Here is a 24098-nt window from a genome sequence, read left to right as displayed (position 1 = left end):
TCGCCACAAATCAGCGCAAGACGCTACTCCGGCGACATTGCGCCCAACCGCCGCCCAACCACATCCAGCACATCACAGCCATCACGCAACGGAATGGCGCAGAGCAACGCGAAGTCGCTGAGAATCATCGAATCGCACTCAATCGAACCGCGCATGGACAGGTTCTCCAGTACTTGGGTTACAGCTCGGATTCGGTAGCGGGCGGCGTCGGTCAGAATATCGAGCGGCGCGTGGGTGTCGACGAACAAGGTCGGCATGTCGCTGCAGTTGCTGGTCAGCGCCATGAAGCGGTTGTCGGGATGAGGCGTTAGAGGGGTGTAAGGCGGATCTGGCGTAAGCGTTTTCATTGTTTTACTTCCTAACGTATGGATTGGAGCCGCCAGAAATCACTTCCACGCAATAGGTGGCGGCTGAACGCGGGTGTGGAAGACCGAGACGTTAGGCACTCGGCGCACTCGAAAGCGCCCCGCGCACAGTGTAGTGGTCTAATGAAACCGGACACCCATTTAGGCGAGAATGCTCGCCAGATCGAGGTGTCAGATGACCAAACAACGTCGGTTCTTTTCTGCTGAATTCAAACGCGAGGCTGCCGACCTCGTGCTTAAGCAAAACTACAGCTACATCGAAGCCAGCCGTTCACTCGGCGTCGGCGAGTCGGCATTACGCCGTTGGGTCGACCAGGTTCAGCAGGAGCGCAAAGGCGTTACCCCGCAGAGCAAAGCGCTGACACCGGAGCAGCAGAAAATCCAGGAGCTGGAAGCCCGGATCGCCCGGCTTGAACGGGAAAAATCGATAAAAAAAAAGGCTACCGCGCTCTTGATGTCGGAAGATCACGAGCGTACGCGCTGATCAATCAGCTGAGCGTCCATGAGCCGTTTGATTGGCTATGCAACGTATTTGAAATCAACCGCTCAAGTTACTACGCCCACCACCTAAAGCGCCGAACGCCGGATGTCGAACGACTTCGGTTGCGCAGCCGGGTGAGCGAGTTGTTTTCACAAAGTCGCAGTGCTGCCGGCAGCCGTAGCATCCTCTCGTTGATGCGTGACGATGGTGAGCAACTCGGTCGGTTCAAAGTGCGCAGCTTGATGCGTGAGCTTGACCTCGTCAGTAAACAGCCAGGTTCTCATGCCTATAAACGAGCGACGATTGAACGGTTGGATATCCCGAACATCTTGAATCGGGAGTTCAATGTCCCGGCACCCAATCAGGTGTGGTGCGGCGACATCACCTACATTTGGGCTCAGGGGAAATGGCACTATCTGGCGGTCGTGCTGGATCTTTGCGCGCGTCGGGTGGTGGGCTGGGCATTGTCGAAAAAGCCGGATGCCGAGCTGGTTACTAAGGCTCTGGATATGGCTTACGAGCAACGAGGAAGGCCTCAGGGCCTGCTATTTCACTCGGATCAAGGGTCGCAATATGCGAGTCGTTTATTTCGCCAGCGGCTGTGGCGTTATCGCATGCGCCAGAGCATGAGTCGTCGGGGGAATTGCTGGGACAATGCGCCGATGGAGCGCGTGTTCCGCAGCTTGAAAACTGAATGGATACCGACCACAGGTTACAGAACTGCTCAAGAAGCCCAACGCGATATCAGCCATTTCTTGATGCATCGGTACAACTGGATTCGGCCCCATCAATTCAACGGTGGGCTGGCGCCAGCTCGGGCCGAAGAAAAACTTAACGTCGTGTCCGGGATTAGTTGACCACTACACAGCCACCATAAAACACAGGCGAAAAAACGCCGAACTGGTGGCGCTTGACGCGCCTAACGATAGAAGGGCTTCCACGCCCTGTCACTGAATTTGCAGTGACAGCCAGAAGACTATCGATGAGACACGTCGCGCACCAGTTCATGAAAGCCGCCACAACTCGAAGGAAATCTCCGATGGATTTACACAGCAATAAACGCGCAGGACTTTGCGCGGGATCAATCAGGAAAGAAGTCAGGAACGGACGATGTTGGTGTAGGGCAATTCTCTAATGCGCCGTCACTAATAAACGAAACGTCAGAAACGCAAACGTGGCGAGAGGTTTCCCTCACGCCACGTCCCGTAAACCCTCGCTCTTTCAGCCGCGCGGTGATTGCACCAAAAACTCCGCAATCAGCGACGCAACCTGCTCCTGAATCATCTCCCGCGCCCTCCCACCCTCACCATCCCCACAAATAATCCCATCCCCCGGCACTTCTTCCTCAAGAAGCGCCACCGCCCCAGGTTTGCACACCGCCATAAAACTAAAGTGGCTAGCGTCTTTAATCTCGACATAGCGCGTCGACGCTTGGGGCAGGCGTTTAGCCAAGTCAGCAGACTCCAACTCAGCCGGAAGATCCTCAGACGGCACACCCGCAGCGATCACCAGCGTCGGTACCGGCAGCGCCGCAAGGCTTTCATCAGTCATCCCGCGTGACAGTCCCAGGTCCAATGAAACAACGGCGGTGACGCGTTTATCGCTTAAATCGGCGGCCAGTCGGCCCTTCGATTCCGGGGTGCTTGCCGGGTTCATCTGTCGGTAGACGTTGCAACTGGCCAACTTCGTGTGGGTTTTGCAGTCTTGGGCGAAACGGTCGGGGACGAAACGGGCGCCAGCGGTTTCCATGACGGTCCAGCCGCCGAGGGAATGACCCACGGCGGCGATTTGATGCTTGGCGACCGCGCCAAAGTGTTCTGGCTGGGCCATGACCGCGTCGATGGCCCGGCTGAGGTCCGCGGGCCGCAGCCACAACTGCGCCGCGGCTTGAGGGCTGCGGTCTTTGCTGGTACTGCCGGGGTGGTTGACCGCTGCCACGATGTAACCCTTGTGGGCCAGTGCGCTGGCCAGCCACATCTGGTTGCTCCAATTGCCCCCGTAACCGTGGGAGAGCACCACCAATGGATGCTCGCCGGCAGCCGGTGGTGCGTCGGGTACGGCGAGGGCGCCGACAAACACGGCGTTGTCGCGGATCAACTGCGGTTTGGCGGTGGATGCGCTGGGGTACCAGACGACCATCTCCAGCGGGCGGTCGTTTTTCGCGTCTGGCAGCGTCGAGGACTGGAAGCCGATGGGGTTATCGTCAGCGAATACACTCGTGGTCAGGCAGACCAGAAACAGGGCGCCGAAAGCTGTTTTCAATGTTTTATCTTCCTTGATTAGATTCAACTCATTAACACCTGACATCCGCAGTCAGGCGCATCAATTACTGCGCAGTATCGCCACTCTCCAACCCTTTCAACTTGATCTCCGCCAACGGATGCCCGGCCTGCGCTGCTATCCGCCAGAACCGCGCCGCTTCGACTGGATCCGGCGCCTTGCTCGGCGTCCCCGCCAAACTGATTACGCCCACCTGATACGCCGCTTTGCCATCCCCCGCCAACGCCGCCAGGCGCAGCAATCGCACACCCTCCTCGCGTGCCCCAAGGCCGACGCCGCGAAAGGTCAGGATGTGGCCATAGAAGCTTTGCGCGCCGACATCACCCAGGTTGGCCATGCGCGCGAACTGGCCTTCGAGCCAGCTCCAGCCGCGCGGCTGGCGCACAAACCACGACCAATGAAACAACCGGCGGGCCAGCCAGTAACTGGCGCGCGCCTTGAGCTTCAAGAACACTCAGGCCTCCGCCGACTCTGGGTATTCGTATTCAAACACGCGCACCACTTCCGAGGCGTGCCACGAGGCGGCAGCAACACCATCGGACGGCCCGGAGAAACGCCCCAGACGCTCGACGCATTCGAAAAAACCGGTGCGTGGCAGACGGCTGGCGCCCTGGCTGATCACCAACGAGCTGCGCAGCGGCTGCTCGGCCTTGGCGTCCAGCGCGGCCAAATGCTCAAGGGCAGCGGTCAGGGTTAGCATGGCCGGCGTGGGCAACTGCAAACGTTCCAGCAAGGCTCGATAAGTCAGCAGGTGGCGCTGACGGCGGGCCTGATCCAGCTCACCCAACAACCCGTCCCAATGTTGACGACTGATGCGTACGCTCACGATTCATCCCTCCACCCTGGCACCGTCAGTTCCCAGGCCAGGCTGCGGCGAATCGCAGCGTCGGGCAGACGCTCGCCACTTTCGATCAAGGCCAGATAAGACGGGCTGATGCCTACCGTGCGGGCGAGCGCCTCAATGGCGATGCCCTTCCCTTCGCGCAAACTGCGTAGTTGATCCAGACCCGGAAGAATCTGGTCTGGTGATGGTGCGTGACGCACCGGCGTGTCGGGCGCCGGTTGTTCGTTGATGCCTGCTGCTTTCAGTAGAGCCTGATACTGAGCCCACGGCAAAACCGCGTATTCGGGCTCGCCTTCGCGTGTGATTATCTGAATATCCATGACTTCCCCGTAGGACAACGACACTTAGCGAGTCGGCACTTTTCCCTAGAAGTGTAATCCTAACAGCGGCCACGGTCGCGGGGGGTAGGAATATAAGGACGATCCTCAATCGAATCAGGTTTTTTTCGGGCCCTGAAGCTGAAGTTGCTCGGGGGTATCGGGGAGACGTTCGACCACCGCAAGCTTCTCCGGCAACTGGCGATTGCGCCAGGCACGGAAGGCATTGAGTTCGTCGTCGAGGACTTTCATCAACCAGGCCAGCACGGCAATGTCATCGAGCATGCCGAATACCGGGATGAAGTCCGGAATCGCGTCAACCGGGCTGAGGAAGTACATCAGGCCGGCCACCACCGAGAGCAGCGCCTTCGGGCTGATGGCGCGGTATTCGCCACGCCAGTAGGCCAGGCACAACGCCTGCAACAGGCGCAGATCATCTTTGAGTTTGCCCAATCGGTTGCCCTGGCTGGCCCCTTTGCTGGCGACGGCGAACAGCAGGGTTGGCAAACGTCCACGGGCAAGCAGGCGTCCGGCGAGTGGCAGGAAGCGTGCGAAATTCCAGGGTGTTTTCATCATTCCTCCCGCTGAAATGTTATCCACACAAATTGTGGATAACCTTGTGAACAGAGCTATATTTCACCGCTGAAAGCCCCGTTTCATAAGGGCTCAACTCAGATCGGGCGTTTTTTACTCACATAAAAAAACCCAAGATTTCATTGACTTGGCGCGCTGGCGCGGCTAGCACGGCGTCCTCAATGGCTATGACTGCACCGTACAGCATCCGTTCGCTTTGTTTACCCTCGCTGAACGCCAGATGCAACAACGCCCCGCATAAAGCGAGGCGTTGTTTTTAAAGCAGACGCTGATTACTTGGCGGCGTCTTCTTTTGCTGGATCCTTGATCGCCAGCAGTTCCAGGTCGAATACCAGCACCGAGTTGGCTGGAATCGCCGGGCTTGGGCTTTGGGCGCCGTAGGCCAGCTCGCTAGGAATGTACAGTTTGTACTTCTCGCCAACGTGCATCAGTTGCAGGCCTTCGACCCAACCCGGAATCACGCCGCTAACCGGCAGATCGATCGGGCTGCCACGGTCGACGGAACTATCAAAGGTAGTGCCGTCGGTCAGCTTGCCGGTGTAGTGAACAGTCACTACGTCGGTCGGCTTTGGCTGTGCGCCATCAGCTTTCTTGACCACTTCGTATTGCAGGCCCGAAGCAGTGGTGGTGACACCGGCTTTCTTGGCGTTGTCTTCGAGGAATTTCTTGCCGGCGGTTGCCGACTCTTCGCTCATTTTGGCCATACGCTCTTCAGCACGCTTCTGCAGTGCTGCGAAGGCTTCGACCAGCTCGTCATCCTTCAGCTTCTGTTCTTTCTTGCCGACGGCATCTTCGATGCCTTGGGCTACGGCTTTGGAGTCCAGGTCATCCATGCCTTCCTGAGCCAGGCTCTTGCCCATGTTCAGGCCAATCCCGTAGGAAGCTTTTTGCGCCGGGGTTTTCAGCTCTACGCTGGTCTGCGAGTCACAACCCGCAAGTACCAGGCTAACCAGGGCCACCGCCGCCGCCAACCGATGCTGTTTCATGCTATTTCCTTGTTCATGCGCCTAAAGGGCAATCGAGTAAAGCCGCGAGCTTATCAGGCGGCCACGACCAATGGCTACCGGCATGAGAGCAGGAAACTTCTGATAAGTTCAGGTGTTTTAACGCATTTCGGGATTGTAATGATGAAGCTTCTGTCATCTTGAGCCCACTGAGACGGATACCGGATCCCACAGCATCTGGCGTAATGGCCACTTGCCGCACCTCAATCACTGAGGCATAAGAGAGCTAAAAATCGACAGGGATGTTTATTTTGCGCCTCTTATTCCGCCTGCTGGTGTTGTTCGCTGTGCTGCTGGGGCTGGGCCTGGCCGTGGTTCTTTATTACGTCGCCAACCCGAAGCTGCCGACCTGGTCACCCGCGCAACAGGTGCATTACCTGGAACAGTGGAGCGCCGCCGACCGCCAGACTTACTACTTCACCCCCCAGGGTACGCAGGTCAAAGGTTTGCGCTACGACTGGTTCAACGCCCTCGAACTGCCCTTCTCGCAACAACGCTTCGCCGCGCCCGAGTACCTCGCGCGCTTTGGTTTTTTGATCGATCCCGAGCAGAAGCCCACGCCGAACAACCCCGGCAACTTGCCCGTGGGTTTTGCTCGCCATCAAAACCCCGGCAGCCAGGACGAATACCTCGACATCACCTGCGCCGCCTGCCACACCGGAGAATTGCGTTTCAACGGCCAGGCCGTGCGCATTGACGGAGGTTCGGCGCAGCATGTCCTGCCTTCCAGTGTTCCTACACTACGGGGCGGCAGTTTCGGGCAAGCATTGGTGGCAAGCCTGGCCTCGACGTACTACAACCCCTGGAAATTCGAACGTTTCGCACGCAACGTGCTAGGCGAGGACTACGACACCCGGCGCCAACAGTTGCGCCAAGACTTCAAAGCCTCCCTCAATACGTTCGTGAAAGTGGCCTGGAACGATACCCATCGCGGGCTCTATCCGACCGAGGAAGGCCCCGGCCGCACCGACGCTTTCGGGCGCATTGCCAATGCCAGCTTCGGCGATGCGATTTCACCTGATAACTACCGCGTGGCGGATGCGCCGGTGGACTACCCGCAGCTGTGGGACATGTGGACCTTTGACTGGGTGCAATGGAACGGTTCGGCGCAGCAACCGATGGCCCGCAACATCGGCGAAGCGCTGGGCGTCGGTGCCACCCTGAATTTCTTCGGCGCCAATGGCCAACCGCTCAAAGGTGACGAGCGCTATCCTTCGAGTGTCCGCTTGCGCGACTTGCACCAGATCGAACAAACCCTGCAACGGCTCAAACCACCGGCCTGGCCAGAAGCGCTGCTGGGCGCAATCGACCGGCCCCTGGCCGTCAAAGGTCGCGAATTATTCAGCGAAAACTGCGCCGGTTGCCACGTGCCCCGATCGGTCCAGGCCAACGGACGCTGGGTGCAACACCTGAAAATGCTGCCGGTGGATTACATCGGCACAGACCCGGGGGCGGCCAATAACATTGCCGACCATCGCTTCGACCTCAGCGCCTTGCAATGGGACCCGACGGAGCTGGCGAAACTGGATGTGCAGTTGCAACCGCCGCCCACCGAGACACTGGACATGAGCAAACTCTCGTCAGCCAAAGGCCTGGCCTACGTCACCGCGCTCGTAGGAAACCGCGCTTACCGCGAAGCGAAAATCCCCGAGGCCGAGCGCCCGGCCATGGATGGCTTCGGCCTGCCGATTGGCGTGCGTGAATTGCGCGCCTACAAGGCCCGCCCATTGGCCGGCGTCTGGGCGACAGCGCCATTTCTGCATAACGGTTCGGTGCCGAGTATTTATCAACTGCTCTCGCCCCAGGATGAACGGGCAACGGCCTTCTACAAAGGCACGTTCGAGTATGACCCCAGGCACTTGGGCTATCGCACCGAGGCCTTCACCAATGGCTTCAAGTTCGACACGCGCATCACCGGTAATCACAACAGCGGCCACGAATTCCGGGCTGGCAAGCGTGGTAACGGCGTGATCGGTCGGCTGCTGCAACCGCAGGAGCGCTGGGCGCTGCTGGAGTATCTGAAAGTGTTAGGCGGCCCGTTGGAGGCACAATTGCCATGAGCAGACTCTGGATGTGGTTTGGCGCCTTCCTCGGCAAAACCCTGTTGTGGCTACTGGGCCTGGGAGTGCTCGGCTGGGCGCTGGCCACGGCGTGGTTTGCCTGGCAGCACCGGGGACCGGTTTCAGCTGAAGAACTGATCCCGAACGGCGAAGCGGCGATGACTCAGGACATCATTCAGACGGCCGTGCGCATCGTCGACCAGCACCGGGAAAGCATCCGCTACCTGCGCGACGCACATGCCAAGGCGCACGGTTGCGTGAAGGCCGAGGTTCAGGTGCTGCCGAATCTGACGGATGAGCTGCGTCAGGGCGTGTTCAGCGAACCCGGCAAAACCTGGCAAGCGACCATGCGATTGTCCAACGGCAATGCCTATCCACAGTTCGACAGTATCCGCGATGCCCGGGGCATGGCAATCAAGCTGCTCGATGTGCCTGGCAAGCAACTGCTCGCCGATCAACAAAGCCGTGGTGAACAGGACTTCGTGATGTTCAGCCACCCGAATTTCTTCGTCAGCGATGTCGCCGAATACCGTCAGAATGTGGGCGCTCAGGCCGATGGCAAGAAGCTGATGGCGTTTTTCCCCGGCTGGGATCCCCGCACGTGGCAGGTTCGCCATCTGTTTATTGCCTTGGCGACACTCTCCCCGGCCCCGGAAAGTCCGACGCAGACGACGTACTTTTCGGTCTCGCCCTACAAGTTTGGTAACGCCAATGCGAAGTTTCGGGTGACGCCGGACCCTGACAGTTGCCCGGCCTACACGTTGCCGGCGCAGAACCAGAAGCTGCCGAATTTTTTGCGCAATGCGCTGAATCAGCAATTGTCGACGGATCGGGTGCCCGTGTGCTTCGTCTTGCAGATTCAACGGCAGGACGCGGACCAATACATGCCGATCGAAGACACGAGTATCGAGTGGAAGGAAAAGGACGCGCCGTTCGAAACCGTGGCGCGGATCAAACTGCCCGCCCAGGACTTCGACACGCCGGCGCTGAACGTGCAATGTGACAACCAGTCGTTCAATCCATGGTTCGGGCTTGAGGCCCATCAGCCGATGGGTGGCATCAACCGCCTGCGCAAGGCGGTGTATGAAGCGGTCAGCGATTACCGCCACAGTCGTAACGCCGAGCAATAAAGCCAAATTCTAGACAGCAAAAAGCCCGCATTAAGCGGGCTTTCTGTGTGGTGACCTGGCGTTCAGCGTTCCAGGTTACCGAATATGGCGCAGCGGACGGGACTCGAACCCGCGACCCCCGGCGTGACAGGCCGGTATTCTAACCGACTGAACTACCGCTGCGCGTAGCGTTGAAAGTAAGTGGTGGGTGATGACGGGATCGAACCGCCGACATTCTGCTTGTAAGGCAGACGCTCTCCCAGCTGAGCTAATCACCCTTTACCTTCGTTGCGGGGCGCATTGTGCCACAGATTTTCGTAAAGTGTTGATTTAATTGATATTTTCTCAAAAAAATCTGAAAACCGATGAAACAACACATTCCGCAGGAACAACAGACAGAAAAAAACCCGCGTTAGCGGGCTTTTCCGTGGTGACCTGGCGTTCAGCATTCCAGGTGACCGAATATGGCGCAGCGGACGGGACTCGAACCCGCGACCCCCGGCGTGACAGGCCGGTATTCTAACCGACTGAACTACCGCTGCGCGTAACACTAAAGCGAATGGTGGGTGATGACGGGATCGAACCGCCGACATTCTGCTTGTAAGGCAGACGCTCTCCCAGCTGAGCTAATCACCCTTCACTTTCGGTGTGGCGCGCATTCTACGGAGCGACCCAACCTCTGGCAAGCACTTTTTTAAATAATTTTTGCAGGCCTTCCAAAGGCTTAGAGAAGGGTTGGCCTATGGCTTCGCTAAGAGAATAATGCCCCCCTTTGTATAAAGGAGAGACTCGCCCCATGTGGTTCAAAAACCTGCTTATCTATCGCCTGACCCAAGATCTGCCTTTTGATGCCGAGGCGTTGGAAACTGCACTGGCCACCAAACTGGCGCGTTCATGTGCAAGCCAGGAGTTGACCACCTACGGTTTCGTCGCGCCCTTCGGCAAAGGCGAAGATGCCCCCCTGGTGCACGTCAGCGGCGATTTCCTGCTGATCTCCGCCCGTAAAGAAGAACGCATCTTGCCGGGCAGCGTCGTGCGTGACGCCGTGAAGGAAAAGGTCGAAGAGATCGAAGCCGAACAAATGCGCAAGGTCTACAAAAAGGAACGCGACCAGATCAAGGATGAAATCATCCAGGCGTTCCTGCCGCGTGCCTTTATCCGTCGTTCGTCGACCTTCGCCGCCATCGCGCCGAAACAGGGCCTGATCCTGGTCAACTCGGCCAGCCCGAAACGCGCCGAAGACCTGCTGTCCACCCTGCGTGAAGTGATCGGCACACTGCCGGTACGCCCGCTGACCGTTAAAATGTCACCGACCGCGACAATGACTGAATGGGTCACCACCCAGAAAGCCGCGGACGACTTCTTTGTGCTGGACGAGTGCGAACTGCGCGACACCCACGAAGACGGCGGAATCGTGCGTTGCAAGCGTCAGGACCTGACCAGCGAAGAAATCCAGCTGCACCTGAGCACCGGCAAAGTGGTGACTCAGCTGTCGCTGGCCTGGCAAGACAAACTGTCTTTCGTCCTCGACGACAAGATGGTGGTCAAGCGCCTGAAGTTCGAAGACCTGCTGCAAGACCAGGCGGAGCAGGACGGTGGCGAAGAAGCCCTCGGCCAGCTGGACGCCAGCTTCACCTTGATGATGCTGACCTTCGGCGACTTCCTGCCGGCGCTGATTGAAGCGTTGGGCGGTGAAGAGCTTCCGCAAGGGATCTAAAGGCTGGTGATGACTACTGTGGGAGCGAGCCTGCTCGCGATGAGGGCGTGACATTCAACATTGAGTTGACTGACACCCCGCCATCGCGAGCAGGCTCACTCCCACATTTGGTTTGTGGTGGTACTTAAAATAAGGATCAGGCCATGCGCGCCCTCGCTGCATTGAGCCGTTTTGTCGGCAACACCTTCGCTTACTGGGTTCTGATTTTCGCGGTCGTGGCGTTTCTGCAGCCGACGTGGTTCATCGGTCTGAAAGGCGCCATCGTGCCGCTGCTGGGCCTGGTGATGTTCGGCATGGGCCTGACCCTCAAACTCGAAGACTTCGCCGAAGTCGCTCGCCATCCTTGGCGCGTAGCGCTGGGCGTGGTTGCACATTTCGTGATCATGCCCGGCGTGGCGTGGTTGCTCTGCCAGGCGTTTCAACTGCCACCGGAAATTGCCGTCGGCGTGATCCTGGTCGGCTGTTGCCCAAGCGGCACCTCGTCGAACGTAATGACCTGGCTGGCACGCGGTGACCTGGCGCTGTCGGTGGCCATCGCCGCCGTCACCACCCTCCTCGCTCCGCTGCTGACGCCGGCGCTGATCTGGCTACTGGCTTCGGCGTGGCTGCCCGTGTCCTTCATGGAGCTGTTCTGGTCGATCCTGCAAGTGGTGCTGTTGCCGATCGTGTTGGGTGTGGTTGCCCAACGCGTGCTCGGCAGCCGGGTGCGTCATGCGGTGGAAGTATTGCCGCTGATTTCGGTGGTGAGCATCGTGATCATCGTCACCGCCGTGGTGGCCGCCAGCCAGGCGAAGATTGCCGAGTCGGGCCTGTTGATCATGGCCGTGGTGATGTTGCACAACAGCTTCGGTTATCTGCTGGGTTACTTCACCGGGCGCCTGTTCAAGTTGCCGCTGGCCCAACGCAAATCCCTGGCGCTGGAAGTCGGCATGCAGAACTCCGGCTTGGGTGCTGCGTTGGCCAGTGCGCACTTCTCGCCACTGGCGGCGGTTCCCAGCGCATTGTTCAGTGTCTGGCACAACATTTCGGGGGCGTTGCTCTCGACGTATTTCCGTCGCATGAGCGAAAAACAAGACCGGAAAACCGCGGCTCAGCAAGCAGCCGAGTAATCCGCAAACTTGATCCCCGGGTTAATGATGGGCACTCTATGGTGCAACGCGAGGACGACCTCGCGGCTCGATCGAGTCATTAATCCGGGGACGACCCCGTCAATCGATGGAGGTCTCTCATGTCCTGGATCATTCTGTTTTTCGCCGGCCTGTTCGAAGTTGGCTGGGCCGTCGGCCTGAAATACACCGACGGTTTCAGCCGCCCGCTCCCGACCGCATTGACCGTTGCCGCCATGGCCATCAGCCTTGGCTTGCTGGGCCTTGCCATGAAGGAATTGCCGCTGGGCACGGCCTATGCGATCTGGACCGGTGTGGGTGCCGTGGGCACGGTCATCGCGGGGATCATTCTGTTTGGTGAATCCATGGCGCTGTTCAGGCTGGCCAGCGTGGCGCTGATCATTGCCGGGTTGGTTGGGCTCAAGATTAGCGCCTGACCTTTAGATCGCCTTCGCGGGCAAGCCTCGCTCCTACAGGGTTTATGTCGCATCCCGAATGATGGATATGCCACAAACCCCGTAGGAGCGAGGCTTGCCCGCGAAGAGGCCCTCACAGTCACCGCCTATCTAACGGTCCCACGCAGATCCCCAACCATCGCCTGCAACTTCGCTGGCTCCGCCGCCTCAACCGCCACCGCCGGACCAGCCACCAAGGTCACCGGCGACCACAACCGACGAAACAATCCCTTGCCCGGATCGCGGCTGAAGAAACTCCCCCACAACCCTTGTAACGCCAGCGGAATCACCGGCACCGGCGTCTCTTCGAGAATGCGCACCAGCCCGCCCTTGAACTCACTCATCTCCCCGTCAGCGGTCAACTTGCCTTCCGGGAAGATGCACACCAGCTCACCGTCCTTCAGATACTGAGCAATACGCGTGAAGGCTTTTTCGTAGATTTGAATGTCTTCCTGGCGCCCCGCAATCGGAATCGTCCCCGCCGTGCGGAAGATGAAGTTCAGCACCGGCAGGTTGTAGATCTTGTAGTACATGACAAAGCGAATCGGCCGACGCACTGCACCGCCAATCAACAACGCATCCACAAACGAAACATGGTTGCAGACCAGTAATGCCGCGCCTTCATCCGGGATCAAATCGAGATTGCGGTGCTCCACGCGGTACATGGAATGGCTGAGCAGCCAGATCATGAAACGCATGGTGAACTCAGGAACGATGCTGAAGATGTAGGCATTGACGCCGATGTTCAGCAGCGACACCACCAGAAACAGCTGCGGGATCGACAGCTCGACCATGCTCAGCAGCACGATCGAGACAATCGCCGACACCACCATGAACAGTGCGTTGAGAATGTTGTTGGCGGCAATCACCCGCGCGCGCTCGTTCTCGGGGGTGCGCGACTGAATCAGCGCATACAGCGGCACAATGTAGAAACCGCCGAAAATCCCCAGGCCAAGAATGTCGATCAACACCAGCCAGGTGTGGCCAAACCCAAGGATTTCGATCCAGCCATGGCCGTCAACGCTGTCTGGAATACCGCCGGAATGCCACCACAGCAGCAAGCCAAACACCGTCAGGCCAAACGAGCCGAACGGCACTAGGCCGATCTCGACTTTGCGTCCGGAGAGTTTCTCGCAGAGCATTGAGCCCAGCGCGATACCCACGGAGAACACCGTCAGAATCAGCGTCACCACGGTCTCGTCGCCGTGCATCCACTCCTTGGCATAGGCCGGGATCTGCGTCAGATAAATTGCCCCGACAAACCAGAACCATGAGTTGCCGACGATGGAACGCGACACCGCGGGCGTTTGCCCCAGGCCCAGTTTCAAAGTGGCCCAGGATTGGCTGAAGATGTTCCAGTTCAGGCGCATTTGCGGCGATGAGGCCGCCGCCCGGGGAATGCTGCGACTGGCCAGGTAGCCGAGCACCGCGACAGCGATGATCGCGGTGGACACGATGGGCGCGTAATGACTGGACGACATCATGATCCCGGCGCCGATGGTGCCGGCGAGAATCGCCAGAAACGTGCCCATTTCCACCAGCCCGTTGCCCCCCACCAGCTCTTCTTCACGCAGGGCCTGGGGCAGGATCGAGTATTTCACTGGCCCGAACAGCGCCGAGTGCGTGCCCATGGCGAACAACGCCACCAGCATCAGCGACAGGTGATCGAACAGGAAACCCACCGCGCCGACCGCCATGATGGCGATTTCCCCGAGCTTGATCAGACGAATCAGCGCGTCCTTGGCGAACTTTTCCCCGAACTGACCGGCCAGCGCCGAGAACAGAAAGAACGGCAGGATGAACAGCAACGCGCACAGGTTGACCCAGATCGAACGGTCACCCTCGATGGTCAGCTTGTACAGAATGGCGAGGATCAACGACTGCTTGAAGATGTTGTCGTTGAACGCCCCGAGGGACTGCGTAATAAAGAATGGCAGGAAGCGCCGGGTGCGAAGCAAGGTGAACTGTGAGGGGTGGCTCATCTTCCATGTGTCCCTGAGATTGGGTAGAGAGTGGCTTGGCGATTTGTTATTGGAATGTCGAACGTCGATCCAGGCCACACATTACCTAATCTTTGCCGGTTATTTCTTTAATCCTGCAATGCACGGCGAGACAAACAACTCGCCCCGCCACGCGCCCTGCACTGTGCGTTTGGAGACGATCAGCCACATCACCGCCAGCATCGCCACCAGCACACAACCAAAGACACTGAAAAACGTCAGGTTCAAGGTGCTGCCCAGTTTCAACGTCGTCAGAGAATAGACGCCCAGCGGGAAGGTGAAGCCCCACCAGCCCAGGTTGAACGGAATACCGTCGCGCAGATAACGCACGGTGATCAGCACCGCCATCAGCATCCACCAGAAGCCGAAGCCCCACAGCGTGATCCCGGCCACCAGGCCCAACCCGGCCGCAATTTCACCGATGCCCGGCAGGCCGTTGGCCGCGAAGATGGCCGGCGCGTCGGCGCCCAGCAGCAACATGCCAAGCGCCCCGGTGCCGATCGGCCCCAGCGCCAGCCAGCTGGAGGCGGCCATGTTTTCGTGAGGCAATTTATGCAGCGCCATGCGCAGCAACAGAATCGTCAGAATGCTGAACGCCACCGGTAGGGAAAAGGCCCAAAGCACGTAGCTGGTCGTCAGCACCACCAGTTGCGAATGGGCATCGGCCAAGTGCGGCGCCAGCAGACCACCGCTGGCGGCGGCCACTTCTGCCGCGACCACAGGCAACAGCCAGACTGCTGTCATCTGGTCGATGCTGTGCTCCTGGCGGGTGAACATCATGTAGGGAATCAGCACGCCGCAGGCCAAAGACATCGCCACATCGAGCCACCACAGCACTTCGGCGACATGAATCACGCCGTCGCCCCAGCGCGGCAAGCCGAACACCAGGAAACCATTGATGATGGTCGCCAACCCCATGGGGATGGTGCCGAAAAACATTGATACCGTGGAGTGGCCGAAGATCCGTCGAGCCTCATCGAAGAACAGCACCCAGCGCGCGGTGTAGGCGGCGGTGAATAATACGAACAGGCAGATATTGAGCAGCCAGAGACCTTCGGCCACCGCGTGCAGACCGGGTATGGCGACGGGCAATTGTGCCAGCGCCAATGCCAGTACGCCCGTGCCCATGGTCGCGGCGAACCAGTTGGGCGTGAATTGGCGAATGGCCTCAAGCGGATGCTGCAAATGGCTGAACGGTTTGAAACCGGGGGTGGTGTTGGGGCATGTCATGGCGAATTCCTCTCCTCTTGTGAGGTGGAATTCAGGGTAGACCCGAATCGAATATCTATATAACGGGTAATATCTCTAACTGTTATCTGTTTTGTAGATATAGCGTCAGACGCTGCCTTCGGTCTCGATCACCAGGATCCTCGCCGCACCTTGTGGATGGGCAACGTGTTCGGTGCCCACCGAGGCGTAGAAAATGTCGCCGATGTCGAGCAGCGTGTCCTTTTCAACACCGTCTTCGCGATAGCGCATCTGCACCTGGCCATCGAGCACGACGAACACTTCCTGACCTTCGTTGACGTGCCATTTATACGGCTGATCGGTCCAGTGCAAACGGGTGGTGATGCCGTTCATGCTGGCGATATCCAAGGCGCCCCAGGCACGGTCGGCGGTGAAGGATTTGCTGCGGATGATCTTCATGGGGCGTTCCGTCGAAAGAAGTGGCGGTGCCAAGGCTAGCGGTCATCGAACATCGGCGCCACAGACTTTGACAGGCTGTTGACGCATCAACGCCAACAACGCAACGACGGCCAGGACAATCAGCACCGCGCCATAACCATCGGTCGTGGTCACCAACCCAAAGGCTCGCGTCAGATTCCCCGCCAGCAACGACGGCAGGCAGAAGGCCAGATAGCTGAGCACATAAAACGCCGACATCAACCCGGCCCGTTCGTGAGGCAAAGCCAGCGGCACGACGCTGCGCAACGAGCCGAGGAAACTGGCGCCGAACCCGCATCCGGCGACCAGCGTCCCGATGAAAAACAACGGCAGGCTGGCGCTGTGTACCGCCAGTAAAATCAGCGCCACACCGACGGGCAGAATGCTCGCGCCGACCCGCAAGACTTTGTCGGCCGGGCGACTGCGCAAGGTGTAGATCATCAACGCGCCGGTGACGGTCAGCACGGCAACTGTCGCACCGCCAATCAGATTGGAAGTCGATCCGGTGGCCGTCCGCACAAGGGATGGAGCGAGGGACGCGTAAAAACCACCGAGCGCCCAAGCTGCAGTGTTGATCGGGAGCACCAGCCACAACGCACGCCGCGCCTGGATGGGCACATGCAGAGTCGGAAGCAGCGAAGCCAGCGCCCCCCGCTGTGGGCTGACACTTTCCGGCAGACGCCAGACGTACAGCGCCTGCAACCCGAACATCGCGAGCAGCACCCAGAAGGTCAATTGCAGTGGCAGCGGCGCAAACTCGGCCAACAAGCCGCAACCCATGGCGCCGGCCGCCATGCCGAGCAGCGGTGCGACGCTGTTGACCAGCGGACCTTGCTGGCGATCGGTGTCGAGCAGCGCGGCACCCAATACAGCCGTGGCCATCCCGGTAGCAAAGCCCTGAAGCACCCGGGCGCTGATCAGCCAGGCGACGCTGTCAGCATTGATAAACAGCAGCATGGCCAGCATGTTCAGCACCACAGCGGTGAAGATCACCGGCTTGCGCCCCAGGTAATCCGAGAGCGAACCGACGGTGAGCAGCGCGGCGAGCAAGCTGATGGCGTAGACGCCAAAGATCAGGGTCAGGGTCGCTGCCGAGAATCGCAGGTGTTCCTGATACAAGTGGTACAGGGGCGTTGGCGCAGTGGAAGCGGCAAGAAAACTCAGTAAAGTGATCGCCAGGAACCACAGGCTGGAACGGTTTGATATCGAGCTGGACATGCGCACACTCCGCAAAAGCTAATTTGTTGCTTTTGCGGAGTGTGCTACTGGTCCACGCTTAAAGCAAATTCTTTGTGTTAAGGTCCGCCATATGGCTATTAAAGAAGGTTTACGCCCGGGCGGTCGAAGCGCCCGGGTGCAAGAGTCGATTCATTCGGCTGTCCGCCAACTCCTTGAAGAGCAGGACCGCGCCACCGTGACCGTCCCACAAATCGCTGCGCGCGCGGGAGTGACGCCGTCGACGATTTATCGGCGTTGGGGTGATTTGTCGGTGTTGCTGGCCGACGTGGCCCTCGCCCGCCTGCGCCCGGAAAGCGAACCGGCCGACACCGGCAGCTTGCGCGGTGATGTGCGGGCCTGGGCGGAGCAGTATCTGGACGAGATGAATTCCGAGCCCGGGCGAAACATGCTGCGCGACGTGCAATGCAGCACCACACCGGTCTATTGCACCACGATCATCGGCGGGCAGTTGCAGACGATTCTGGACCGTTACCCGGATCAGCCGAAACCGAGTGTTGACCGACTGATCAACCTGGTGGCGGCACCGACGGTGTTTCGCATCCTGTTTTCGGCGGCGGCGCTGGAGGTTGAGGAATTGCATCAGTTGATCGAGCTTGCGTTAAATCAGTGAGGCCGCCTTCGCGGGCAAGTCGGGTCGCGAAGAGGCCAGCACAAACACTAAAAATCCAACTGACAAACACCCTGCGACACCCCACCACGCCACGACCTTGGTCGACACTGACTAACCCCGGCCATCGTGCGAGACTGTCTGACCGGGCGGGAGTCCCGGGTGTCTTTTGTCGGGAGTTCCCATGTCGCTGTCCAGCGGGCTGATCGCCGCCGTCGCCCTGGCCTATATGGCCATCATGTTCGCCATCGCCTTTTACGGCGACCGTCGCAGCACACCGTTGCCGCCGCGAGTGCGCGCGTGGGTGTACAGCCTGTCGCTGGCGGTCTATTGCACCAGCTGGACCTTCTTTGGCGCCGTCGGCCAGGCCGCCGAGCAACTCTGGTCATTCCTGCCAATCTACCTCGGGCCGATCCTGCTGCTGGTCTGCGCGCCGTGGGTCCTGCAAAAAATGGTGATGATCAGCAAACAGGAGAACATCACCTCCATTGCCGACTTCATTGCCGCCCGCTATGGCAAATCCCAATCGCTGGCGGTGGTAGTGGCGCTGATTTGCCTGGTTGGCGTGTTGCCCTACATCGCGCTGCAACTCAAGGGAATCGTGCTCGGGGTGAACCTGCTGATCGGCGCCGGTGCCGACGCCATGGGCACCCGCGCCCAGGACACGGCGCTGATCGTGTCGCTGGTATTGGCGCTGTTCACCATTGTCTTTGGCACCCGCAACCTCGACGCCACGGAACACCACCGTGGCATGGTGCTGGCGATTGCCTTTGAATCGCTGGTCAAGCTGTTCGCGTTTCTCGCGGTCGGGGCGTTCGTGACTTACGGCCTGTACGACGGATTCGACGACCTGTTTGACCAGGCCATGCTCGCCCCGCGCCTGGAGGCGTACTGGAAGGAAACCATCAATTGGCCGTCGATGGTGGTGCAGACCGGCGTGGCCATGATGGCGATCATCTGCCTGCCCCGGCAGTTCCACGTGACGGTGGTGGAAAACATCGACCCTCAGGATTTGCGCCTGGCGAAATGGGTGTTCCCTGCCTACCTGGCGCTGGCAGCGCTGTTTGTCGTACCCATCGCCCTCGCCGGTCAGATGCTGTTGCCCAGCTCGGTACTGCCGGACTCTTTCGTCATCAGCCTGCCGCTGGCCCAAGCCCACCCGGCCTTGGCATTACTAGCCTTTATCGGTGGCGCCTCGGCGGCGACCGGCATGGTGATCGTCGCCAGCGTGGCGCTGTCGACCATGGTCTCCAACGACATGTTGCTGCCGTGGCTGCTGCGCCGGAACAACGCCGAGCGACCGTTCGAAGTGTTCCGCCAGTGGATGCTTTCTGTGCGCCGGGTCAGCATCGTGGTGATTCTGCTGCTGGCTTACGTCAGTTACCGCCTGCTTGGCTCGACTGCGAGCCTGGCGACCATCGGCCAGATCGCCTTCGCCGCCGTGACCCAACTGGCCCCGGCCATGCTCGGCGCGCTGTACTGGAAACAGGCCAATCGCCGGGGCGTGTTCGCCGGTCTCGCCGCCGGGACATTCCTCTGGTTCTACACCCTCATTCTGCCGATCGCGGCCCACAGCCTCGGTTTGTCCTTGAGCAGTTTCCCGGGGCTGGCCTGGCTGCACAGCAACCCGCTGAACCTGCCGCTCACCCCGCTGACCCAAGGCGTGGTGCTGTCGCTGGCGGCCAACTTCACGCTGTTCGCCTGGGTGTCTGTGCTGTCACGCACGAGGGTGTCGGAGCACTGGCAGGCCGGGCGTTTCATCGGTCAGGAAATCAGCGCGCGCCCCAGCGCCCGCTCGATGCTCGCGGTGCAGATCGACGACTTGCTGCAACTGGCCGCACGCTTCGTCGGTGAAGAACGGGCGCGGCAGAGCTTCATCCGTTTTGCCTACCGCCAAGGCAAAGGTTTCAACCCGAACCAGAACGCCGACGGTGAATGGATCGCCCACACCGAACGTTTGCTGGCCGGCGTACTCGGTGCTTCCTCGACGCGCGCGGTGGTCAAAGCCGCCATCGAAGGTCGGGAAATGCAACTGGAGGATGTCGTGCGGATCGCCGACGAAGCCTCGGAAGTGCTGCAGTTCAACCGCGCCCTGTTGCAAGGCGCTATCGAAAACATCACCCAAGGCATCAGCGTGGTCGACCAGTCGCTGAAACTGGTGGCCTGGAACCGGCGTTATCTGGAACTGTTCAATTACCCGGACGGGCTGATCAGGCTTGGCCGCCCGATTGCCGACATCATTCGCTACAACGCCGAGCGCGGACTGTGCGGCCCCGGTGAAGCCGAAGTGCACGTCGCCCGCCGCCTGCACTGGATGCGTCAGGGCCGCGCCCACACCTCTGAAAGACTGTTCCCCAACGGACGTGTGATCGAACTGATCGGCAACCCGATGCCCGGCGGCGGTTTCGTCATGAGTTTCACTGACATCACTGCGTTCCGCGAGGCCGAGCAGGCGCTGACCGAAGCCAACGAAGGCCTGGAGCAGCGGGTCACCGCGCGGACCCACGAACTGTCCCAACTCAACGTGGCCTTGACCGAAGCCAAGGGCACCGCCGAATCGGCCAACCAGTCGAAAACCCGCTTTCTGGCGGCGGTCAGCCATGACTTGATGCAACCGCTGAATGCCGCACGCCTGTTCTCCGCAGCCCTCTCCCATCAAGACGATGGCCTGTCCAGCGAGGCGCAGAAACTGGTGCATCACCTCGACAGCTCGTTGCGCTCGGCCGAGGACCTGATCAGCGATCTGCTGGATATTTCCCGCTTGGAGAACGGCAAGATCAACCCGGACCCCAAGCCCTTCGTGCTCAACGAGTTGTTCGATGCACTCGGTGCCGAGTTCAAGGCACTGGCCCAGGAACAAGGGCTGAAATTCCGTGTTCGGGGCAGCACTTTACGAATCGACAGCGACATCAAACTGCTGCGGCGGATCCTGCAAAATTTCCTGACCAACGCGTTCCGCTACGCCAAGGGGCCCGTGCTGCTCGGCGTCCGGCGCCGCAACGGGGAGTTGTGCCTGGAGGTCTGGGACCGTGGACCGGGAATCCCTGAAGACAAGCAACAGGTGATTTTCGAAGAATTCAAACGCCTCGACAGCCACCAGACTCGCGCGGAGAAAGGCCTGGGACTGGGGCTGGCGATTGCCGACGGGCTGTGTCGCGTTCTGGGTCACACCTTGCGCGTAAGGTCCTGGCCGGGGCGCGGCAGTGTGTTCAGCGTCAGCGTGCCGCTGGCACAGGCACAAGCCGTCGCGCCGACCCAAGTCAACGAGCTCAATGGCCACGTGCTGAGCGGCGCGCAGGTGTTGTGTATCGACAACGAAGACAGCATCCTGATCGGCATGAACAGCCTGCTGACACGCTGGGGTTGCCAGGTCTGGACCGCACGCAACCGCGACGAATGCGCGGCGCTGCTGAAGGACGGTGTACGTCCGCAATTGGCGCTGGTGGATTACCACCTTGACCATGGCGAGACCGGGACCGAGTTGATGGCGTGGTTGCGCACCCAACTGGGTGAGCCGGTGCCGGGGGTGGTGATCAGTGCTGATGGCCGGCCGGAGACAGTGGCCCAGGTGCATGCGGCGGGCCTTGAGTACTTGGCCAAACCGGTGAAACCGGCGGCGTTGCGGGCGTTGTTGAGTCGGCATTTGCCGTTGTAGCGCAGGAGGGTTCAACACACATCAATGTGGCGAGGGGGCTTGCCCCTGTTGGGCTGCGCAGCGGCCCCCGAACCCTTACCGCGATTCCTTCAGGTAATAACGCGCGGCCTGATTGACGACTGCTGCGCAGCCGAACGGGGGCAAGCCCCCTCGCCACAAAGAACAGGTGCTGCCTTGTTTACTCAGGCAACTCGGCCAATCCATCGACATCGGTCATCGCCCGCTCCAACAGATCAGCCGGCAAGCTCTTGCTGGCTCGCGCACCCAGCAACTTCAACTGCTCACTGCGACTGACCAGGTTGCCGCGACCTTCTGTCAGCTTGTTGCGCGCAGAGCTGTAGGCCTTGTCCAGTTGCTGCAAGCGATTGCCGACTTCATCCAGGTCCTGGATGAACAACACGAACTTGTCGTACAGCCATCCGGCGCGCTCGGCGATTTCCCGGGCGTTCTGGCTCTGGCGCTCTTGCTTCCACAGGCTGTCGATGACCCGCAGGGTCGCCAGCAACGTGGTCGGGCTGACGATGACGATGTTGCGGTCGAAGGCTTCCTGGAACAGCGTCGGCTCAGCCTGCAACGCAGCGGAGAACGCCGCTTCGATCGGCACGAAGAGCAAGACGAAATCCAGACTGTGCAAGCCGTCGAGTCGCTTGTAATCCTTGCCTGACAGGCCTTTGACATGATTGCGCAGCGACAGCACGTGCTGCTTGATGGCGATCTGGCCGATGGCATCGTCTTCGGCCGATACGTATTGCTGATAGGCCGTAAGGCTGACTTTGGAGTCGACCACCACCTGCTTGTCGCCCGGCAGATAAATGATCACGTCCGGCTGGAAACGCTCACCGTCCGGCCCCTTGAGATTGACCTGAGTCTGGTACTCACGGCCCTTCTCCAGCCCGGCGTGTTCAAGCACGCGCTCAAGAATCAACTCACCCCAGTTGCCCTGGGTTTTCTGCCCTTTCAACGCACGGGTGAGGTTGGTGGCTTCGTCGCTTAGGCGCAGGTTCAGTTGCTGCAGGCGCTCCAGCTCTTTGGCCAGGGAAAACCGCTCTCGGGCTTCGGCCTGATAGCTTTCCTCAACGCGCTTTTCGAAAGACTGAATGCGTTCTTTCAAAGGATCGAGCAACTGGCCCAGGCGCTGCTGGCTGGTTTCGGCGAAACGCTGCTCGCGCTCGTCGAAGATCTTGCCCGCCAGTTCGGCGAATTGCGCTCGCAGCTCGTCTCGTGAGCCTTGCAGGTCGTCTAGGCGCTTTTGATGGCTGTCCTGCTGCTCACGCAGCTCGGCGGTGAGCGAGGCCGCCCGGGCGTCCAGGCGCCGCAGCTCGGCATCTTTGCCGGCGCGTTCGATGTTCCAGGCGTGAGCCGCATCGCGGGCATCGTCGCGCTCTATCTGTAGCAGTTCGATTTCACGGCGCATCGCAGCCAGCTCTGCCTGCTTGGCGGCGTTGGCCTGGCCCAGATCACCGATTTCATCGCGGCAGGCTTCGAGCTGAGCGTTCAAGCCGTCCTGCGCCAGTAGCGACATGGCCAGACGCTCTTCCAGCAACGCCGCCTCGGCTTGGCCAGCGCTCGCCCGGCGCTGGATTTGCCAGGCCAATACCAGCAAGGGCAGTGCGGCGCCCGCCAGACCCAGCAAAATGCTGGTCAAGTCCATAGCCATAGCGACTCCTGCCGATGAAATAAAGCTTGAAGGGTAACCAAGGCGTCAGGACTTGGACAGCTCAGTCTTCGACCAGGCCCAGTTCCTGTTGAGCGCGTCGGTCCCCTGCTCGCGCGGCCTGGCGCAACAGGTCCTGGCCAATCCGGCGATCGCGGGCATTGCCGCATTCACGGCACATCAACTGGCCGAGACGACTTTGCGCGGCCACCACACCTTCGCGGGCAGGCTGTTTGAGCAAGCGTCCGGCGAAATGTTTGATGTTGGTGTTTTCACCCAGGCGCGGGCTATCGAGCAACCACTCCGCCACTCGCATCGAAAAGCGTTTGGGAGGGGTAACACTGGGAGGTGTTGAGGTGGCAGAAACTGATACGGAGCGAAACTTCATAAAGCACTGTGGGGCAGATCGGAAGGCGCGCCACTCTACTCTTTTTTTCTTACAGGTAAAGTCTAAAAAACCCGGCACGCCCGTCCTAGAGCAAGCGCTCGGGACAATCCACAGAAGCTGTGGATAACTCAGTGGACAACCGCCCTTGAACTCGCGCAAAGCCCTGTGGAATGGGGCTCGCAGTCAAACTGACGATTTTTTCACCAGTAAAAAAAAGCGATGTTTTTCATTGACTTAAATTTTCAGTACAGGCACCCACTGTGGTCGGGGCGCGGATGACAGTCCGGTTACAGTCTGCGCAACTTATGTGCACAAGTACCTTCGCGGCAGTTATATCGATGCTCTTTTTCGGAGCGTTTTGTGCAGGGTTCCTGGGGATAACCTTGGTAAAGCCTTGTCCCAGGCTTATGCCGGAGCGGCGACCAACGGTCGGAAATTGTCCCCTGACGCAGCATGTTGGCGGGGCACGGAAATTATTTTACCTTCAAGCTTCCCTTCGCCTACTCAATCCGTTAGTATCCGCGGCGTTAGTACCAAGCTGAAAGTCAATTCTGGTCG

At 59.7% G+C, this 24098-nt stretch carries 21 protein-coding genes and 4 tRNA genes; 8 read left to right on the top strand and 17 right to left on the bottom strand.

The window, feature by feature from the left end; all coding sequences use genetic code 11:
- Positions 1-23: 23 nt before the first annotated feature.
- A complete protein-coding gene (locus ACA051_RS09530) occupies positions 24-347 on the bottom strand; it encodes a hypothetical protein (RefSeq protein ID WP_497309370.1) in 324 nt (107 codons plus the stop codon).
- A 193-nt stretch (positions 348-540) separates the two neighbouring features.
- Here ACA051_RS09530 and ACA051_RS09525 point away from each other — a divergent pair.
- Positions 541-1703, top strand: a protein-coding gene (locus ACA051_RS09525; RefSeq protein ID WP_497375529.1) for an IS3 family transposase whose coding sequence is annotated in 2 segments (ribosomal slippage) — positions 541-796 and positions 796-1703 — 1164 coding nt in all. Because the reading frame shifts where the segments join, the coding sequence is not laid out codon by codon here.
- A 364-nt stretch (positions 1704-2067) separates the two neighbouring features.
- Here ACA051_RS09525 and ACA051_RS09520 read toward each other — a convergent pair.
- From ACA051_RS09520 to bamJ, 6 genes are all read right to left on the bottom strand, one after another.
- On the bottom strand, positions 2068-3108 hold the full coding sequence (locus tag ACA051_RS09520; protein WP_497374478.1) for an alpha/beta hydrolase family protein: 1041 nt from the start codon (positions 3106-3108) through the stop codon (positions 2068-2070).
- Positions 3109-3172: 64 nt separating this feature from the next.
- Positions 3173-3580, bottom strand: a complete 408-nt coding sequence (locus tag ACA051_RS09515; RefSeq protein WP_497309366.1) for an SEL1-like repeat protein — start codon at positions 3578-3580, stop codon at positions 3173-3175.
- Positions 3581-3952: a hypothetical protein gene (locus ACA051_RS09510; protein WP_046049139.1), complete on the bottom strand. Its 372-nt coding sequence runs from the start codon at positions 3950-3952 to the stop codon at positions 3581-3583. It abuts the gene before it with no gap.
- The gene (locus tag ACA051_RS09505; RefSeq protein WP_497309364.1) at positions 3949-4290 is read right to left on the bottom strand and encodes a helix-turn-helix domain-containing protein; all 342 of its coding nucleotides are present in this window, start codon (positions 4288-4290) and stop codon (positions 3949-3951) included. The genes ACA051_RS09510 and ACA051_RS09505 overlap by 4 nt, the downstream gene beginning before the upstream one ends.
- 114 nt (positions 4291-4404) lie before the next feature.
- Complete coding sequence (locus ACA051_RS09500) at positions 4405-4860, bottom strand: YkvA family protein (protein ID WP_497309363.1); 456 nt, start codon at positions 4858-4860, stop codon at positions 4405-4407.
- Between the two features lie 293 nt (positions 4861-5153).
- Positions 5154-5867 carry a BamJ family beta-barrel-assembly machinery protein gene (gene bamJ / locus ACA051_RS09495; RefSeq protein ID WP_497309361.1) on the bottom strand — a complete coding sequence of 238 codons (714 nt, stop codon included), beginning with the start codon at positions 5865-5867 and terminating at the stop codon, positions 5154-5156.
- A gap of 269 nt (positions 5868-6136) precedes the next feature.
- Here bamJ and ACA051_RS09490 point away from each other — a divergent pair, with 269 nt between their 5' ends.
- Positions 6137-7945: a di-heme-cytochrome C peroxidase gene (locus ACA051_RS09490; protein WP_497374476.1), complete on the top strand. Its 1809-nt coding sequence runs from the start codon at positions 6137-6139 to the stop codon at positions 7943-7945.
- Positions 7942-9075, top strand: coding sequence for a catalase family protein (locus ACA051_RS09485; RefSeq protein ID WP_497374474.1), 1134 nt, complete (start codon positions 7942-7944; stop codon positions 9073-9075). The genes ACA051_RS09490 and ACA051_RS09485 overlap by 4 nt, the downstream gene beginning before the upstream one ends.
- An 85-nt stretch (positions 9076-9160) precedes the next feature.
- On the opposite strand, the gene ACA051_RS09480 is transcribed toward ACA051_RS09485, so the two are convergent.
- From ACA051_RS09480 to ACA051_RS09465, 4 genes are all read right to left on the bottom strand, one after another.
- A tRNA-Asp gene (locus ACA051_RS09480) sits at positions 9161-9237 on the bottom strand.
- Positions 9238-9256: 19 nt separating this feature from the next.
- Positions 9257-9332: transfer RNA gene (locus ACA051_RS09475), tRNA-Val, on the bottom strand.
- 187 nt (positions 9333-9519) lie between these two features.
- A tRNA-Asp gene (locus ACA051_RS09470) sits at positions 9520-9596 on the bottom strand.
- 18 nt (positions 9597-9614) lie between these two features.
- A tRNA-Val gene (locus ACA051_RS09465) sits at positions 9615-9690 on the bottom strand.
- Between the two features lie 160 nt (positions 9691-9850).
- Here ACA051_RS09465 and rdgC point away from each other — a divergent pair.
- The 3 genes from rdgC to sugE all read left to right on the top strand — a co-directional run bounded on the left by rdgC (position 9851) and on the right by sugE (position 12314).
- Entirely contained in the window at positions 9851-10771 is a 921-nt protein-coding gene (rdgC, locus tag ACA051_RS09460; RefSeq protein ID WP_219095593.1) for a recombination-associated protein RdgC, read from the top strand.
- 143 nt (positions 10772-10914) lie between these two features.
- Positions 10915-11880, top strand: a complete 966-nt coding sequence (locus ACA051_RS09455; RefSeq protein WP_497309355.1) for a bile acid:sodium symporter family protein — start codon at positions 10915-10917, stop codon at positions 11878-11880.
- A 119-nt stretch (positions 11881-11999) separates the two neighbouring features.
- A complete protein-coding gene (sugE, locus tag ACA051_RS09450) occupies positions 12000-12314 on the top strand; it encodes a quaternary ammonium compound efflux SMR transporter SugE (protein WP_123599434.1) in 315 nt (104 codons plus the stop codon).
- 125 nt (positions 12315-12439) lie between these two features.
- Here the strand turns inward: sugE and ACA051_RS09445 are convergent, their stop codons facing one another.
- The 4 genes from ACA051_RS09445 to ACA051_RS09430 form a co-directional block, all read right to left on the bottom strand.
- Positions 12440-14314: an MFS transporter gene (locus ACA051_RS09445; protein ID WP_497374472.1), complete on the bottom strand. Its 1875-nt coding sequence runs from the start codon at positions 14312-14314 to the stop codon at positions 12440-12442.
- A 99-nt stretch (positions 14315-14413) separates the two neighbouring features.
- Complete coding sequence (locus ACA051_RS09440; RefSeq protein ID WP_497309352.1) at positions 14414-15562, bottom strand: TDT family transporter; 1149 nt, start codon at positions 15560-15562, stop codon at positions 14414-14416.
- Positions 15563-15667: 105 nt separating this feature from the next.
- Complete coding sequence (locus tag ACA051_RS09435) at positions 15668-15979, bottom strand: cupin domain-containing protein (protein ID WP_497309350.1); 312 nt, start codon at positions 15977-15979, stop codon at positions 15668-15670.
- Positions 15980-16021: 42 nt separating this feature from the next.
- The gene (locus ACA051_RS09430; protein ID WP_497309348.1) at positions 16022-17215 is read right to left on the bottom strand and encodes an MFS transporter; all 1194 of its coding nucleotides are present in this window, start codon (positions 17213-17215) and stop codon (positions 16022-16024) included.
- Between the two features lie 91 nt (positions 17216-17306).
- On the opposite strand from ACA051_RS09430, the gene ACA051_RS09425 reads away from it, so the two are divergent.
- Positions 17307-17846, top strand: coding sequence for a TetR/AcrR family transcriptional regulator (locus ACA051_RS09425; RefSeq protein ID WP_497309346.1), 540 nt, complete (start codon positions 17307-17309; stop codon positions 17844-17846).
- Positions 17847-18027: 181 nt separating this feature from the next.
- Positions 18028-21498, top strand: coding sequence for a hybrid sensor histidine kinase/response regulator (locus ACA051_RS09420; protein ID WP_497374470.1), 3471 nt, complete (start codon positions 18028-18030; stop codon positions 21496-21498).
- A gap of 178 nt (positions 21499-21676) precedes the next feature.
- Here the strand turns inward: ACA051_RS09420 and ACA051_RS09415 are convergent, their stop codons facing one another.
- Together ACA051_RS09415 and ACA051_RS09410 are read right to left on the bottom strand one after the other, a co-directional pair.
- On the bottom strand, positions 21677-23041 hold the full coding sequence (locus tag ACA051_RS09415; protein WP_497310559.1) for a DNA recombination protein RmuC: 1365 nt from the start codon (positions 23039-23041) through the stop codon (positions 21677-21679).
- Positions 23042-23216: 175 nt separating this feature from the next.
- On the bottom strand, positions 23217-23540 hold the full coding sequence (locus ACA051_RS09410; protein WP_497374468.1) for a sel1 repeat family protein: 324 nt from the start codon (positions 23538-23540) through the stop codon (positions 23217-23219).
- Positions 23541-24098 lie beyond the last annotated feature (558 nt).

It is taken from the genome of Pseudomonas sp. LBUM1669, from assembly GCF_059695705.1.
This window is presented reverse-complemented; position numbering and strand designations above follow the sequence as displayed.

Bases quoted from the DNA above. Each gene is read 5' to 3' on its own strand.
- ACA051_RS09425 (WP_497309346.1), top strand. From the start codon at position 17,307: ATGGCTATTAAAGAAGGTTTACGCCCGGGCGGTCGAAGCGCCCGGGTG.
- rdgC (WP_219095593.1), top strand. From the start codon at position 9,851: ATGTGGTTCAAAAACCTGCTTATCTATCGCCTGACCCAAGATCTGCCT.
- sugE (WP_123599434.1), top strand. From the start codon at position 12,000: ATGTCCTGGATCATTCTGTTTTTCGCCGGCCTGTTCGAAGTTGGCTGG.
- ACA051_RS09420 (WP_497374470.1), top strand. From the start codon at position 18,028: ATGTCGCTGTCCAGCGGGCTGATCGCCGCCGTCGCCCTGGCCTATATG.
- ACA051_RS09455 (WP_497309355.1), top strand. From the start codon at position 10,915: ATGCGCGCCCTCGCTGCATTGAGCCGTTTTGTCGGCAACACCTTCGCT.
- bamJ (WP_497309361.1), bottom strand. From the start codon at position 5,867: ATGAAACAGCATCGGTTGGCGGCGGCGGTGGCCCTGGTTAGCCTGGTA.
- ACA051_RS09505 (WP_497309364.1), bottom strand. From the start codon at position 4,290: ATGGATATTCAGATAATCACACGCGAAGGCGAGCCCGAATACGCGGTT.
- ACA051_RS09445 (WP_497374472.1), bottom strand. From the start codon at position 14,314: ATGAGCCACCCCTCACAGTTCACCTTGCTTCGCACCCGGCGCTTCCTG.
- ACA051_RS09410 (WP_497374468.1), bottom strand. From the start codon at position 23,540: ATGAAGTTTCGCTCCGTATCAGTTTCTGCCACCTCAACACCTCCCAGT.
- ACA051_RS09440 (WP_497309352.1), bottom strand. From the start codon at position 15,562: ATGACATGCCCCAACACCACCCCCGGTTTCAAACCGTTCAGCCATTTG.
- ACA051_RS09435 (WP_497309350.1), bottom strand. From the start codon at position 15,979: ATGAAGATCATCCGCAGCAAATCCTTCACCGCCGACCGTGCCTGGGGC.
- ACA051_RS09485 (WP_497374474.1), top strand. From the start codon at position 7,942: ATGAGCAGACTCTGGATGTGGTTTGGCGCCTTCCTCGGCAAAACCCTG.
- ACA051_RS09530 (WP_497309370.1), bottom strand. From the start codon at position 347: ATGAAAACGCTTACGCCAGATCCGCCTTACACCCCTCTAACGCCTCAT.
- ACA051_RS09430 (WP_497309348.1), bottom strand. From the start codon at position 17,215: ATGTCCAGCTCGATATCAAACCGTTCCAGCCTGTGGTTCCTGGCGATC.
- ACA051_RS09500 (WP_497309363.1), bottom strand. From the start codon at position 4,860: ATGAAAACACCCTGGAATTTCGCACGCTTCCTGCCACTCGCCGGACGC.